This is a genomic window from Massilia sp. YIM B02763, assembly GCF_030412015.1.
Taxonomy (GTDB): Bacteria; Pseudomonadota; Gammaproteobacteria; order Burkholderiales; family Burkholderiaceae_D; genus Telluria.
Genome location: NZ_JASNRD010000005.1, coordinates 196,129 through 210,096, shown reverse-complemented (window position 1 = coordinate 210,096; position 13,968 = coordinate 196,129). Strand labels below are relative to the sequence as shown.

The following is a 13,968-nucleotide window of genomic DNA, read 5'->3' as shown; positions in this document are numbered from 1 at the left end:
TTCACTTCGCCGCGGCCTGCTGCAGGCCCGGCACCGCGGCCGCCCCTTCCTTCACCTGCGCCGTCGACGGCGCCAGCGCCGTGCCGATCGCCTCCGCCCGTCCGCCCAGGCAGGACGACAGGAAGTTCTCGGCCACCGCATTGAAGGCGATGTTGTTGACGGGACGGGCGAAGCCGTGGCCCTCGTCCGGGAACACGATGTAGGTGACGGGGATGTTCTTCTCCTTCATCGCCGCCACGATCTGGTCCGATTCGCGCACGTTCACGCGCGGGTCGTTCGCGCCCTGGCCGATCAGCAGCGGGCGCTGGATGCGGTCGGCAAAGTTCAGCGGCGAACGTTCCTTCAGCAGCGCGCGGCCTTCCTCGGTGGTCGGGTCGCCCATGCGTTTATAAAACTGCTGCTTGCCCGATTCCCAGTACGGCGGGATCGTCTGCAGCAGCGTGAACAGGTTCGAGGGGCCGACGATGTCCACGCCGCAGGCGAAGGTCGTGGGCGTGAAGGTCAGGCCCGCCAGCGTGGCGTAGCCGCCGTAGGAACCGCCCATGATGGCGACCTTGTCGCGCGTGGTCACGCCGCTCTTGACGGCCCACTCGACGGCGTCGACCAGGTCGTCGTGCATCTTGCGCCCCCATTGCAGGTCGGCCTTCGAGATGAAGCCCTTGCCGAAGCCGGTCGAGCCGCGGTAGTTCACGGACAGCACCGCATAGCCGCGGTTGGCCAGCCACTGGTGGTAGCCGCGGTAGCCGTAGGTGTCGCGCGCCCAGGGTCCGCCGTGCACCAGCAGCACCATCGGCACGGGCCGCGCGGCCTTGCCGCTGCCGGTGGGATCGGCGGACTTCGGCAGCGACAGGTAGGACACCAGGTTCAGGCCGTCGCGGGCCTTGATCTCCTGCGGGAACATCGGCACCAGCGGCGCGCCTTCCAGTTCCGGACGGGCCGTGAACAGCCTGGTCAGGCGCTTGCCCTTGCGCTCGTACAGCCAGGTCGAGGGCGGCGCGGAGACGGGGTCGAGGTCGACGATCCACTTGTCGTCCGCATCCGTGCGCGAGCGCACCTGGAAGTCGCCCTTCATCTCCCGTTTCAGGTGGTCCAGGTCGGCCTTCACGTCCTTGTCCAGCGCGACGTATTCGTGCTTGAGGAAGTCGACCTCGTAGGCTTGCACCTGTCCCGTGCGCACGTCGAACAGGCCGGAGGCGATGTCCGCGCGGGCATCCTGGGCCACCACCCTGGACGTGCCGCCGGCGACGTCCTGCGCCACCAGGGCGGCCGTGTCGCGCCCGCGCGAATCGTTCCAGTACAAGGTCTTGCCGTCCGTCGTGAATCCCAGCGGCGACGTGGTCAGCGCATCGTCCAGGTCGACCTGGGCCACCGGCTTCTCTTCGACCTTGTCCTTCACGACGCGGAAGTAATCGCTGCCGCCGTCGGGGCGGCTCTTGACGGCCAGGCGCAGCACCAGCTGCTCGTCGGCGACGAAGCCGGCGTAGTCGCCCGTGTTCTTGTGGACCAGCGCCAGCTTGCCGCTGGCGAGGTCGAGGCTGTAGACGTCGTGCCAGCGCGGATCGCGGTTGTTCACGCCGATGAGGATGCGGTCCTTGACGTGGCGGCTGATGTTCACCACCTGCACCCGGGTCTTCTCGAACGGCGTGAGCACCTTCTGCCTGCCGCTGGCGACGTCGACGCCGTACAGCAGGAAGTTCTCGTCGCCGCCCTTGTCGTTCACGAACAGCAGCGACTTCGAATCCGGCGCCCAGAACACGCTGCGGATCGGACGCGTCTTTTCCGCCGTCAGCGCCCTGGCCTGGTCGGGCTTGTCGATCGGCGCCACCCAGACGTTGAGCACGCCGTCGCGCGGGGCGATCCACGATAGCCAGCGGCCGTCGGGGCTGATGGCGGCGGCGATCTTGCTGGGATTGCCGAACAGCTTGGCGCGCTCGATCAGCGGCACGGGGGCGGCCGCCGCCTGCGCGGACTGTGCGTGCACGGACGGGACGAAAGCGACTGCGGACAATGCGACCAGGGTGGTACGTAGCATGCGGACCTCGCAACGAAAGTGGATGGGAGTGTGCGTCAGGCATGGCCGATACGGCCTTGCTGAAAATACTATGAAGCACGCATCCTGTGAAGCGGGCCGGTTTGCGACGAAATGCAGAATGGGCGGAATGAAAGGTAAACGATCGTCGCCCCGGCGCAGGCCGGGGCCCGATGTTTCGCGCCGACGGAGCAACGAAACTTGGACCCCGGCCTGCGCCGGGGCGACGATCGATGACGCTAGCGGCTGGCGTAATAGCGCGCCAACAGCGCGATCTCGGCGTCCGTCAGGCCATGGGCGGCATTGCGCATCTGGCGGTTGATGTCGTTGGCGCGGGTGCCGGCGCGGAATGCCGTCAGCTGCGCGCGCAGGTAGGTCTCGGACAGGCCATCCAGCACCGGGGTGGCGGCACGGCCCACGCCCGGGCCGTGGCAGGTCGCGCAGGCGCCGATGTTGCGGATCGGCGCGCCGTTGCTGACGAGCCGCGGCACGTCCGGGCGCGCGCCCGGCCGGGCGGCCTGCGTGGCGGGCGGCTGCGCCGCGTAGTAGGCGGCCAGGTCGCGCATGTCCTGCTCGCCCAGGTTGGCCGCCATCGCCTGCATGATCGGGTTCGTGCGGTGGCCCGCCTTGAAGTCGCGCAGCTGCTTGTAGGTCGACGAGGCCGGCTCGCCGGCCAGGTGCGGCGCGTCGATGCCCGCCGCGGCCGTGCCGCGCGCATCGTGGCACATGCTGCATTGCTGGGCCAGCGTGCTGCCGCGGCGCACCGCCCCCGGGTCCGGCGGTCCCATCATCGCGCTGTTGACGATGACGTCGCTCGGCGGGAGCGCCTTGTCGCCCTGCGGCGTGGCGTTGCGGTAGCGCGCCGGGGCGCCGGCGGCGCTGCAGATCGCATCCCACAGCGAATCGACGGTGGCGCCGCCATGCACGCGCGGCACCCAGACGAAACCGACGGCGATCGACAGCACGGCGATCAGGACGACCGCGCCGACGCTGATGGTGAACCAGCGGTTTTTCAGCGAGAACAGGCGTTCGTTCATGGCGCGCCTCCCACCGGCACGGCCGGCACCGACGTTTCCTTGAGTGCCAGCAGCTGCGCGATCGGGTAGCCGTAGTTGAGGACCGACACGCCGATCATCAGCACCAGCCACAGCGCATAGCCGTTGAGGGCCACGGGCAGGCGCCCGGTCGCGTGCACCGGCTGGGCGAAGCGGAACTCGGGCAATTCGACCACCGCGCTGCGGTGGCCGCGCAGCAGCACCAGCAGGAACAGCAGGCCGGACGCCACCAGCAGCAGGCCGCCGCAGAAGGTGATGACCACGCCGATCGCTTGCGCCGCCAGCTCGGGGTTGCTGTAGTCGAAATAAGCCATGCGGCGCGGCATGCCCATGACGCCGACCACGTGCCAGGGGAAGGTCAGCACGATCATGCCGGCGAACCACAGCCACAGCTGCGCCTTCATCATCCGTCCCTGCACCAGCGCGCGGCCGGTCAGGTGCGGCCACAGGTCATAGGCCAGGACGAAGTACATGATCACGATGGCGCCGCCGAAGATCAGGTGGAAGTGGCCCGTGATCCACTGGGTGTTGTGGACGGCGAAGTCGAGCTGGTAGCTCATGTTGATCAGGCCGCCCGCGCCGCCGAAGCCCAGCAGGATGAAGGAAAATGCCGCCGCCAGCATCATCGGGTTATGCCAGGGCAGCGCCTTGACCCAGCCCAGCAGGCCGGTGCCGCCGCGCAGCCGTCCCGCGATCTCGACGGAGGCGACGATCGTGAACACGGTCAGGAAGGTCGGTACCGAGACCATGCCGGTGAATACGGCGTGCAGGAACTTGACGCCGGAGCCCACCTGCGGGTCCTGGAACAGGTGGTGGATCCCGATCGGCATCGAGAACACGAGGAACAGGACGAAGGAGATGCGTCCCATCGTGTCGCTGTACAGGCGGCCGCCGATGGCGCGCGGCACCAGCGTGTAGAACGCGATGTAGGCGGGCATCAGCCAGAAGTACACGATCGCGTGCAGGGTCCAGGAAAAGAACACGCGCGACAGGCCGGCGTCGATGGTGGACTTGAAGCCCAGCGCCACCGGCAGGATCAGGAACAGGATCTCGATGGCCGCGCCGAGCGAGGTCCAGGCCCACAGGTAGGCGCCGGCCAGGTTGGCGAACATGGGCAGCGGCACGTTCTCGCCCGGATGCGCCTTGCGCCAGACGCGCAGGTTCACGGCCATCAGCGCGACCCAGATCCACGACCCGACCACCACCAGCACCACGCCGATGTAGTAGGCCGGGTGGCCGATCAGCGGCGGATAGAAGGTGTACAGCACCGAGGCCAGGCCGGCGGACACGGGCCCCAGCGCCGTGATGGTGCCGGCGATCACCAGTGCCAGCCCGGTCCAGGCCCAGCGCCGGCCGACCAGCGCCTGCTTGAGCGACAGCTCGACGATGGCATAGCCGAAGCCCATCGCCACGAGGGTCGGGAACACGTAGCCCATCACGGACCCGTGCGCCGTCACCGAGCGGTAGTACAGCTCGGGCTGGCGGATCCACGCCGCCAGCGGGCTGCGGATGTACATCTGCCATTCGCCCAGCAGCAGCGCGGCGAAGAACGCGGCGAAGGCGAACCAGAAATGGCCCAGCACCAGCCGCTTGGTATCGTTACTGAACACAGCTCATCCCCTTTCCATCCTGCTCGCGCGCACGGCGCATGAATTCGTCCCTGTCGATCACCTTCACGTGCGCCCACATGGCGGCGTGGCCGGTGCCGCAGAACTCGTGGCACGGCATCAGGTGGTCGCCCGTCTTCTCGAAGCGGGTGCGAAAATTCGTGATGTAGCCCGGCACCAGCATGACGTTGACGTTGGTGCCGCTGACCGAGAAGCCGTGCACGACGTCGGCCGCCGTGCCGCGGATCTGCACCGGCATGCCGGCCGGGACCACGATGCATTGCGGCGTGAACGAATACTGGTTGGCCAGCACCCGCACGGTGGCCGAGCCGTCCGCCTCGGCCACCGTGCCGAGGCGGGACTCGACGAATTCGCCGGCGATGTGCAGCGTGGACGGGTCGATGGTTTCCGTGCGCACGGGCGGCGTCGCCGCCCAGTGCAGGCTCATGTAGCCCATCATCCCGACCAGGAACAGCACGATGACAGCCACCACGACGCCCCAGCGCGCCTCCGCCGCGGCGGCGACGTCGGCGCCTCCATGGGCGTTCCGATCCAGCGTGTCCATGTCAGGCTCCTTCCCTGGCGACGAACACCAGGACGTAGAAAACCACCCATAGCGCCACCACCACCGCCACGCCTGCCCCCGCCACGGCGAAGGCGCCGCGCGGACCCCGGGCGACGATGGCATCGACGCGCCCTTGCTCGCCGGCCCCGCCATCCTCGTCGATCTGTTCCACGATCATGCTCGTTCCTCTTGTTACACAGGTTTCGCTCGACGGTCGCCGAGCGCAGCTGGTCGACTTCGCGGGCCGGCACCGCCGCCCCACCGGGTCGGATCGGCGGCCGGGTCCTTGGACCATCCCGCGAAATGCTTCCAGATAAAAAAAATCATACGGCGCGGTCCCAACGGCAGGCAATTGGCCACAAGGAGGAGGACCTGCGGCGTTTTCCCAAATTGCTCAAATTCCCGTCTCGATACGGTGAATTCCCGCGTAGTCGACCGGGAATTCCGTCATGCCCCTGTCGAAAGAAATGCCGATCGCCGCATCGTCGACATGGCGTCGCCGGGATCGCGGGTGCAGGAGCGGATCGAAACGCAAGAAGCGGAAAGAAGCGGCAAGAGGCGGAAAGAAGCGGAAAGAAGCACACGCCCCTCCCGGTCGAAGCCGGTCAAGGGCATGCCGTCGATGGTCGGCCGCACATTTGCCATGCATACCATCCGTCGGTCGGCACGACCGCTCATGCCGCGTTTTCGACGGTTCGTCGGCCGCCACTGGAAGGCTGCGGGCGCCGGCCGTATAGTGAAACCATCGCCACGCCACCGGGAGCATCCCATGCGCCACACCACATTCCGCGAATTCGCCGCCACCATGGAAGACGTCGCCCGCGACATCGTGCGCGCCTGCCGCCGCGCCCTCGACGCCATCGTCGCCATGCCCTGGCCCGCCATGCTTGCCTGCTGCCTCGGCCTGGCGCTCCTGATCAGCATCCTGCCGCTGGCACTGTTCCTGTTCGTCCTGTTCATGCTCGTCAAGCTGGTGGCGGGCGCCTTCGTCATCGACCGCCGCCGCACCATGCGCGAGCAGGCCGACGCCCCCTACGGAAAACAATAAGCAAGCAGCGAGGGCCAGAGACGATGCGCGCCAGCCAGATCAATCGCACGCTCGACTTCGTGCGCGATGCCGTGAACGAGGCGAGCAAGCTGTGGTGGCGCTTCTTCGACTGGCTCGCCGTCGTCGAGTGGCGCCAGTTGCTGCTGACCTGGTTCCTGGCGTGGGCGTTCTTCATCATCGTGAACACGCCGGAGCCCGCGTTCTGGTACATGTTCGTGTCCTTCGGCGTGAAGGTGCTGGCCGGCGGAAAGAGAAAGGCCGAGCTGGCGGCGCGCGACGCCACGCTGCAGGCCAACGTCGCCACGCTGGAACGGCGCCTGATGGAAGCGCAGATGGCCGCGCTGCAGGCCCAGGTCGAACCGCACTTCCTGTTCAACACGCTGGCCCTGATCGGCCAGCTGATCGAGACCGACCAGCGCGAGGCGGCGCGCGTGCACGCCCACCTGATCGAATACCTGCGCTCCACGCTGCCGCAGATGCGCGCGCGCGGCGGCGCCACGCTCGGCAAGCAGGTCGAACTGTCGCGCGCCTACCTCGCGATCATGCAGGCCAGGATGAAGGAAAGGCTGCAGGTGCGCTTCGAGGTGCCGGACTTTTTATGCAGCGCGCCCTTCCCGCCCATGATGCTGCAGACGCTGATCGAGAACGCCATCAAGCACGGGCTGGAACCGAAGATCGCCGGCGGCACCGTCGTCGTGCGCGCCGGCGTGGCGGGCAGCACGCTGCAGGTCGAGGTGTGCGACGACGGCGTGGGCATCGATCCGCATGCGGACGACGGCGTGGGCCTGGCGAACATCCGCGAGCGCCTGCAGCTGCTGTACGGCGAGCAGGCCGAGCTCGCGATCTCGATGCCGGAAGGCGGCGGCGCCTGCGCCACGATCCGGCTTCCGTACAAGATGATGGAGGATGAAGCCGCATGAATGAGCAAGGCATGAACAAGCGAGCCGTGACGGCGCTGATCGCCGACGACGAAGCCCCGATGCGCGACCTGCTGCGCGCGCGCCTGGCCGCCGCGTGGCCGGAACTGTCCATCGTGGCGGAGGCGGCCAACGGCGTCGAGGCCGTCGAACTGGGCGAGCTGCACGGGCCCGACATCGCCTTCCTGGACATCCGCATGCCCGGCCTGTCCGGCATCGAGGCGGCCAAGCGCCTGTACGCGCGCTCGCACATCGTGTTCGCCACGGCCTACGACCAGTACGCGCTGGACGCCTTCGAACAGGGCGCGCTCGACTACCTGCTCAAGCCGGTGTCGCCCGAGCGCATGGCCACCACCTGCGCGCGCATCAGGAAGCGCCTGCAGGCCCGCGCCGGCGATGCCCCGGCGCCGCAGGACATCGGCCAGCAGCTGGCCCGCCTGACGACGCTGCTGGAACACCAGGGCAAGCCGTCCCGCCCGAACTACCTGCGCTGGATCCAGGCCCAGGTGGGAACGAGCCTGCGCATGATCAGCACGCGCGAGGTGCTGTACTTCCAGTCCGACGAAAAATACACGCGGGTGCAGACGGCCGGCGGCGAATTTCTGATCCGCAAGACGTTGAAGGAATTACTGGACGAACTGGATCCGGACGAATTCTGGCGCGTGCACCGCTCGACGCTGGTACGCGTGGATGCCATCAGCGAGGTCGTGCGCGATGCGCGCGGACGCCACATGCTGCGCCTGCGCAACCATGCGGGCGAGGTCGAGGTGAGCCGCAATCACACCTATCTGTTCCAGCAGATGTGAATCCTCATGCAAGGCTGGTAGCATGGGGTATCGCCTTCAAGGAGAGTCGCCATGCCATCGATCGCCATCCCCTGCCTGCGCTACCGCGACACCCCCGCCGCCATCGACTGGCTCGGCGAGGTCTTCGGCTTCGCCTGCCAGGTGGCCGTTCCCGGCATCGACGGCGCCATCGCCCATGCCCAGCTCACGCTGGGCGGCGGCATGATCATGCTGGGAACGGTGAGCGAGGACGACGACTATGGCCGCGTGCTGGTGCAGCCGGACCAGGTCGACGGGCGCGAGACGCAGACGGTCTACCTGCAGGTGGACGATGCCGACCGCGTCTGCGAGCGCGCCCGCAATGCCGGCGCCGTCATCCTGCAGGAGCCGTCCGATACGGAATTCGGCAGCCGCGGTTTCATGTGCCGCGACCCCGAGGGCCATGTGTGGAACGTGGGGACCTACGATCCGTGGAATCCGGAGGCGCTGTTTCGCTCCTAGCACGTCGTTCCCGCGAAAGCGGGAATAGTGCCCCCGGCACTATTCCCCCCATACTGAGCAACAGAATTCCTTGCGTTGGACATACCGGAGTGCTTCAAGCAGACTGACTTCGGCGAGTCGGCATGGGGTAAAACAGTCCACTGGACTGTTTTACCCTCCGCGGGAACGACGCGTCAGCTGAACAGCCCTTCGTCCGACCCATCCCCGTCGAAGAAGCCGCCGCCGTCGATGCCGTTCTCGGCATTGCTGTCGAACAAGCCCTGCCCGCGGCCGTTGTCGCTGCTCAGGGCGCTGTCGACGTCGCCTACGCCGGCCTGGTCGGCCAGCGAGCTGCCCGACTGGTCGCTGAACAGGTTGTTGCCCTTGTCGTCGCTGTTCAACAGGTGCTGGGAACCGCCGCCGCCCTCGTTATGGTTGAACATGCTTTCCAGCCCGTGGAACAGGAAGCCGCCCGCGGCCACGCCGGCGGCCGTCGTGGCGATCGAGCCGAGGGTCGAGCCGAAGCCGCCGCTCAGGAAGCCGCCACGCTGCGGTTGCTGGTACTGCGGTTGATATTGCGGCTGATACTGGGGTTCGTATTGCGGCTGGTACGGCGCCGGTGCCGGGGTTGCGCGGGTATAGGCCGGGGCCTGCGCGGCCGGACGCGATGCGCCGCTATTGCCCCAGGCGTCGGCATCGAGGAAGCGGCCGTTGCCGCCCTGCTGGCCGGACTGGGCCTGGCGCAGCTGGTCTTCCAGCGTGGCGATCCGGGCCTTGGCGTTGTCGAGCGCCTGTCCCACCAGCAATGCGCGTTGCACCAGCAGATAGGCGGCATCCGGCTGTTGCGCGACGGCGCGCTGGATCATCGCATCCGCTTCCTGGTCCTTCTGGATGCCACGGGCCTTGACCAGCTGGTCAAGGAAGTCTTGCAACATCTGCGTGTCTTGCGGGCTCATGTTCTACTCCTTGCTGATGACAGGGGATAGCCCATCATGTTGTGGGCTTATCCATATTTTCAAGTTTCGCAGATTTGGCCGCCGCTGACTTAAAGGGCGCTGAAGCCTGGTCTTTGGTTCAGCGCCAGCCGCTCGTGTCGCCGGCGCTTATTTCGCCAGATCGCGGCCGCCGAAGGCGTTCGGCAGTTGCGCGGCGGCCGTCGTTTCCGTCACGTCGCCCTTCAGGTTCGCCAGCACGACAGGCAGTTCGTTGCCGCCCAGTTCCAGGATCACCTGGCGGCAGGCGCCGCACGGGGCGATGGGGCCATCCGTCTCGCCGATCACGGCCAGCGCCGCGAAGTCGCCCGGCTGGTAGCCATGGGCGATGGCCGAGAAGAAGGCGGTGCGTTCGGCGCAGTTGCACAGGCCATAGGACGCGTTCTCCACGTTACAACCGCGGAACACGCGGCCGTCCTTGCATTGCAGGGCGGCGCCGACCTTGAAGTTCGAGTACGGCGTATAAGCAAGCAGGCGCGCTTCGCGGGCTTCGTCGATGAGTTTTTGGTATTGCATGGGAACTCCCAAAAGCGTCGTCCCTGCGAAGGCAGGGACCCAATGTCGCATGCGTAGCGGCTGCGCCGGATTGGGCCCCTGCCTGCGCAGGGGCGACGGTGGTCATTACGGACGGATGGTCTTGTAGATCATCGGCTGCGCCGCCGGCTGCTCTTGCGCGATGCGATAGGCCGCCTGCACTTCGCGCACGGCGCGCTCGGCCGCATCCTGCGTACGCGCATGCACGAGCGCCAGCGGCTGGCCCGCGTCGAGCTTCGTGCCCAGTTCGACCAGGCCCGTCAGGCCGACGGCGAAGTCGATCGCATCCTGCGGACGGGTGCGGCCGCCACCCAGGCCCACCACGGCCAGGCCCAGGCCGCGGCAGTCGGTCGCGTAGGCGTAGCCGGATTCCAGCGCCGGTACCGGCACCACGATGGGCGCCTGCTCCAGGTAGGCGTCCGGCTTGTCCATCAGGTCGGCCGGGCCGCCCAGCGCCGTCACCATGCGCGCGAAGCGTTCCGCCGCTTCGCCCGAATCCAGCGCCTTCTGCAGCTTGGCATGCGCTTCGGCGTCGGTGGCGGCCAGGCCCGAGATGACGAGCATCTCGGCGCACAGCGCCATCGTCACTTCGTGCAGGCGCGCGGGGCGCGATTTGCCCGTCAGGTAGTCGATCGCCACGCGCACTTCGACGGCGTTGCCGGCGGCCGGGCACAGCGACTCGTTCATGCCGGTCAGGATCGCCGACGTGCGGGTGCCCGCGCCGTTGCCGACGTGGACGATGGACTCGGCCAGCTCCACGGACTTTTCATACGTCGGCATGAAGGCGCCGCTGCCGGCCTTGACGTCCATGACGAGGGCATCCAGGCCCGCGGCCAGCTTCTTCGACAGGATCGAGCCGGTGATCATCGCGACCGATTCCACGGTCGCCGTGGTGTCGCGGATGCTGTAGAAACGCTTGTCGGCGGGCGCCAGCTGGGCGGTCTGGCCGATGATGGCGACGCCCACTTCACGCACGATCTTGCGGAACAGTTCCGGTTCGGGCACGGTGCTGTAGCCCGGGATCGAGTCGAACTTGTCGAGCGTGCCGCCCGTGTGGCCCAGGCCGCGGCCCGAGATCATCGGCACGAAGCCGCCGCACGCCGCGACCATCGGGCCCAGCATCAGCGAGACGACGTCGCCGACGCCGCCGGTCGAGTGCTTGTCGACCACGGGACCGGGCAGGTCGAGCGACTTCCACTCCATGACCTGGCCGGAATCGCGCATCGCCAGCGTGAAGGCGACGCGTTCGTCCATGGTCATGTCGTTGAAGTAGACGGCCATCGCCAGCGCGGCGATCTGGCCTTCGGTGGTGCTGCCGTTCGGGATGCCGCGCACGAAGAACTGGATCTCTTCGGCGCTCAGCACGCCGCCGTCGCGCTTTTTACGGACGATTTCTTGGGGTAAAAACATAGCGTAATCGCTCTCTCAAAAAGTACCGTAGGGTGGACGGCTCTGCCGTCCACGCGGTGATTGTTGGCGGCCTCCTGATCGTGCTCGAGATCGGAGCCCTGGCCTATCACCGCGTGGACGGCGAAGCCGTCCACCCTACATTGATATTACAGATTAATCAGACGCCGTACGGAATCCAGACGTTTTTCACCTGGCTCGCATGCTGCAGCACCACGCGCCCGCAAGCCTGCTTGGCATCGAACCAGTTGCGGCCCTTGGCGCCGCCGGTCCAGGTGCGCTTCAGCGACTCGGCCGACAGGCGCTCCACTTCCGCGCAGCCCGCTTCCGAACCGTCGTGGCGCCACACGGCGTCGACGTCGAAGTGCGAGGCCAGCGTCCTTGCCAGTTCGTCGGCCGAGCCGGTGACGATGTTCAGCGCGCCGCCCGGCAGGTCCGAGGTGTCCAGCACCTGGTACAGGTCCAGCGCGGACAGCGGATGCGCTTCCGACGGCACGGCCACGACGCGGTTGCCCAGCGCCAGCGCCGGCGCCACCAGCGAGACGAAGCCCAGCAGCGGGTTCTCGTTCGGGCACACGATGCCGATCACGCCGACCGGTTCGTTCAGCGCCACGGTGATGCCGTGCATCGGCGGCTGGTGGGCCTGGCCGTCGTACTTGTCGGCCCACGCGGCCCAGTAGAACAGGCGCTCGATCGATGCCTGCACTTCTTTTTCGGCATCCTTCGAACCGGTCTGCTTGGCGATGCGCGCGGCGAATTCGTCGGCGCGCACGGCCAGGTTCTCGGCGATGTAGTACAGCACCTGGGCGCGGTTGTGCGCCGTGGCCTTGGCCCAGCCGGACGCCTTGTGCGCCGCTTCGACGGCGTTGCGGATGTCCTTGCGGCTGCCTTCGCCGATGTCGGCCAGGAACTCGCCGCCGGCGCCGTGGATCGCGCGGCTGTAGCCGCTGTCCGGGCGCGCCTGCTTGCCGCCGATGTACAGCTTGGCGGTGCGGTCGATCTGGAACGGATTGGCTTCCTGCGCCGGCTTGGCGTTGGCCTTGGCCTTCGCGACCGCCTGCGGCAGGTTCGGGCGCGCATCTTCCGAACGCGGGGTCAGGTACTCGTACATGCCCTCCTTGCCGCCTTCGCGGCCGAAGCCCGATTCCTTGTAGCCGCCGAAGCCGCATGCGGCATCGAACTGGTTGGCCGTGTTGATCCACACGACGCCGGCCTTGATCTGCGGGACCACGTCCAGCGCCAGGCTGATCGATTCGGTCCAGACGCAGGCTGCCAGGCCATAGACGGTATTGTTGGCCAGCTGCACGGCCTCGCCCGGGGTGCGGAAGCTCATCGCCACCAGCACGGGGCCGAAGATCTCGGTCTGGCTCACGGTCGCCGTGGTCGAGGCGCCGGTGATCAGCGTGGGCAGGTACCAGGAACCCTCGGCCGGGGCCGCGCAGGCCGGCTGCCAGACCTCGCAGCCTTCCGCGCGGGCCGATTCGACCAGGCCGTGGATGCGCTGCTGCTGGACCGGATCGACGAGGGCGCCAATGTCGGTCGACTTGTCCAGCGGCGAACCGACGCGCAGGTTCTGCATGCGCGCCTTGACCTTGGCGATGAAGCGGTCGTACACGGATTCCTGCACCAGCAGGCGCGAACCGGCGCAGCAGACCTGGCCCTGGTTGAACCAGATCGAGTCCACGAGGCCCTCGACGGCGGCATCGAGATCCGCGTCGTCGAACACGATGAACGGCGACTTGCCGCCCAGTTCCAAAGACAGCTTCTTGCCGCTGCCGGCGGTCGCTTTGCGGATGATGCGGCCCACTTCGGTCGAGCCGGTGAACGCGAGCTTGTTGATGTCCGGATGGTTGACGATGGCTTCGCCCACGCGGCCGTCGCCGGTGACGACGTTGACCACGCCCGCCGGCACGCCGGCCATCTGGCAGATCTCGGCGAACAGCAGCGCGGTGAGCGAGGTGTACTCGGCCGGCTTGAACACGATGGTATTGCCGGCGGCCAGCGCGGGCGCGACCTTCCATGCCAGCATCAGCAGCGGGAAGTTCCACGGCACGATCTGGCCGACCACGCCCACGGCGCGGTAGTCGGCGAATTCTTCCGACTGCAGCTGGGCCCAGCCGGCGTGGTGGTAGAAGTGGCGCGCGGCCAGCGGCAGGTCGGCGTCGCGGGTTTCGCGGATGGTCTTGCCGTTGTCCAGCGTCTCGAGCACGGCGAACAGGCGCGCATGCTTCTGCAGCAGGCGGGCCAGCGTGTACAGCACGGTGGCGCGGCCGTGGCCGCCCATGGCGACCCAGGCCGGGTGCGCGCGGCGCGCCGCTTCCACGGCCAGCTGCACGTCGGCCTCGGTGGCCTGGGTGACCTGCGCCAGCTCGCTGCCGTCGGCCGGATTGAAGGTGCCGAAGGTCTCGCCCGGCTCGGTCCACTTGTTGTCGATGAACAGGCCGAAACGGCGGCCGCGCCCTTCCAGCCACGCTTGCGCTTCCTTGGTGCTTTCGGGTGCGGGGCCGTAATCCATAGTCTGAAGAATCTCTTTAATCGTTGGCATGACG

The 13,968-nt window shown here is 67.5% G+C and carries 13 protein-coding genes; 4 read left to right on the top strand and 9 right to left on the bottom strand.

Features of this window, described 5'->3' with window-relative positions; genetic code table 11:
* Position 1: 1 nt before the first annotated feature.
* From QPK32_RS09975 to QPK32_RS09955, 5 genes are all read right to left on the bottom strand, one after another.
* Positions 2–2,032: a S9 family peptidase gene (locus QPK32_RS09975; RefSeq protein WP_290412653.1), complete on the bottom strand. Its 2,031-nt coding sequence runs from the start codon at positions 2,030–2,032 to the stop codon at positions 2–4.
* Positions 2,033–2,268: 236 nt separating this feature from the next.
* On the bottom strand, positions 2,269–3,066 hold the full coding sequence (locus QPK32_RS09970; protein ID WP_290412652.1) for a c-type cytochrome: 798 nt from the start codon (positions 3,064–3,066) through the stop codon (positions 2,269–2,271).
* Positions 3,063–4,667: a cbb3-type cytochrome c oxidase subunit I gene (locus QPK32_RS09965; RefSeq protein ID WP_374046726.1), complete on the bottom strand. Its 1,605-nt coding sequence runs from the start codon at positions 4,665–4,667 to the stop codon at positions 3,063–3,065. The genes QPK32_RS09970 and QPK32_RS09965 overlap by 4 nt, the downstream gene beginning before the upstream one ends.
* Positions 4,668–4,683: 16 nt before the next feature.
* Entirely contained in the window at positions 4,684–5,256 is a 573-nt protein-coding gene (locus QPK32_RS09960) for a cytochrome C oxidase subunit II (RefSeq protein ID WP_290412650.1), read from the bottom strand.
* Between the two features lies 1 nt (position 5,257).
* Entirely contained in the window at positions 5,258–5,434 is a 177-nt protein-coding gene (locus tag QPK32_RS09955) for a hypothetical protein (protein ID WP_290412649.1), read from the bottom strand.
* Positions 5,435–6,025: 591 nt separating this feature from the next.
* Here QPK32_RS09955 and QPK32_RS09950 point away from each other — a divergent pair.
* The 4 genes from QPK32_RS09950 to QPK32_RS09935 are packed head-to-tail and all read left to right on the top strand — an operon-like array spanning position 6,026 to position 8,507.
* The gene (locus QPK32_RS09950; RefSeq protein WP_290412648.1) at positions 6,026–6,304 is read left to right on the top strand and encodes a hypothetical protein; all 279 of its coding nucleotides are present in this window, start codon (positions 6,026–6,028) and stop codon (positions 6,302–6,304) included.
* Between the two features lie 23 nt (positions 6,305–6,327).
* Positions 6,328–7,224 carry a sensor histidine kinase gene (locus QPK32_RS09945; protein ID WP_290412647.1) on the top strand — a complete coding sequence of 299 codons (897 nt, stop codon included), beginning with the start codon at positions 6,328–6,330 and terminating at the stop codon, positions 7,222–7,224.
* Between the two features lie 11 nt (positions 7,225–7,235).
* Positions 7,236–8,027: a LytTR family DNA-binding domain-containing protein gene (locus QPK32_RS09940; protein WP_290412646.1), complete on the top strand. Its 792-nt coding sequence runs from the start codon at positions 7,236–7,238 to the stop codon at positions 8,025–8,027.
* Between the two features lie 51 nt (positions 8,028–8,078).
* The gene (locus tag QPK32_RS09935; protein ID WP_290412645.1) at positions 8,079–8,507 is read left to right on the top strand and encodes a VOC family protein; all 429 of its coding nucleotides are present in this window, start codon (positions 8,079–8,081) and stop codon (positions 8,505–8,507) included.
* 173 nt (positions 8,508–8,680) lie between these two features.
* Here QPK32_RS09935 and QPK32_RS09930 read toward each other — a convergent pair whose 3' ends face one another.
* The 4 genes from QPK32_RS09930 to QPK32_RS09915 form a co-directional block, all read right to left on the bottom strand.
* Positions 8,681–9,442, bottom strand: a complete 762-nt coding sequence (locus QPK32_RS09930; RefSeq protein ID WP_290412644.1) for a DUF2076 domain-containing protein — start codon at positions 9,440–9,442, stop codon at positions 8,681–8,683.
* Positions 9,443–9,589: 147 nt separating this feature from the next.
* Positions 9,590–9,994: a cytidine deaminase gene (locus QPK32_RS09925; RefSeq protein WP_290412643.1), complete on the bottom strand. Its 405-nt coding sequence runs from the start codon at positions 9,992–9,994 to the stop codon at positions 9,590–9,592.
* Positions 9,995–10,099: 105 nt separating this feature from the next.
* Complete coding sequence (gene deoA / locus QPK32_RS09920; RefSeq protein ID WP_290412642.1) at positions 10,100–11,422, bottom strand: thymidine phosphorylase; 1,323 nt, start codon at positions 11,420–11,422, stop codon at positions 10,100–10,102.
* A 157-nt stretch (positions 11,423–11,579) separates the two neighbouring features.
* Positions 11,580–13,964, bottom strand: a complete 2,385-nt coding sequence (locus tag QPK32_RS09915) for an aldehyde dehydrogenase family protein (protein WP_374046722.1) — start codon at positions 13,962–13,964, stop codon at positions 11,580–11,582.
* Positions 13,965–13,968: the final 4 nt, after the last annotated feature.

Bases quoted from the DNA above. Each gene is read 5' to 3' on its own strand.
- QPK32_RS09960 (WP_290412650.1), bottom strand. From the start codon at position 5,256: ATGGACACGCTGGATCGGAACGCCCATGGAGGCGCCGACGTCGCCGCC.
- QPK32_RS09940 (WP_290412646.1), top strand. From the start codon at position 7,236: ATGAACAAGCGAGCCGTGACGGCGCTGATCGCCGACGACGAAGCCCCG.
- QPK32_RS09970 (WP_290412652.1), bottom strand. From the start codon at position 3,066: ATGAACGAACGCCTGTTCTCGCTGAAAAACCGCTGGTTCACCATCAGC.
- QPK32_RS09955 (WP_290412649.1), bottom strand. From the start codon at position 5,434: ATGATCGTGGAACAGATCGACGAGGATGGCGGGGCCGGCGAGCAAGGG.
- QPK32_RS09950 (WP_290412648.1), top strand. From the start codon at position 6,026: ATGCGCCACACCACATTCCGCGAATTCGCCGCCACCATGGAAGACGTC.
- QPK32_RS09975 (WP_290412653.1), bottom strand. From the start codon at position 2,032: ATGCTACGTACCACCCTGGTCGCATTGTCCGCAGTCGCTTTCGTCCCG.
- QPK32_RS09915 (WP_374046722.1), bottom strand. From the start codon at position 13,964: ATGCCAACGATTAAAGAGATTCTTCAGACTATGGATTACGGCCCCGCA.
- QPK32_RS09925 (WP_290412643.1), bottom strand. From the start codon at position 9,994: ATGCAATACCAAAAACTCATCGACGAAGCCCGCGAAGCGCGCCTGCTT.
- QPK32_RS09945 (WP_290412647.1), top strand. From the start codon at position 6,328: ATGCGCGCCAGCCAGATCAATCGCACGCTCGACTTCGTGCGCGATGCC.
- deoA (WP_290412642.1), bottom strand. From the start codon at position 11,422: ATGTTTTTACCCCAAGAAATCGTCCGTAAAAAGCGCGACGGCGGCGTG.
- QPK32_RS09930 (WP_290412644.1), bottom strand. From the start codon at position 9,442: ATGAGCCCGCAAGACACGCAGATGTTGCAAGACTTCCTTGACCAGCTG.
- QPK32_RS09935 (WP_290412645.1), top strand. From the start codon at position 8,079: ATGCCATCGATCGCCATCCCCTGCCTGCGCTACCGCGACACCCCCGCC.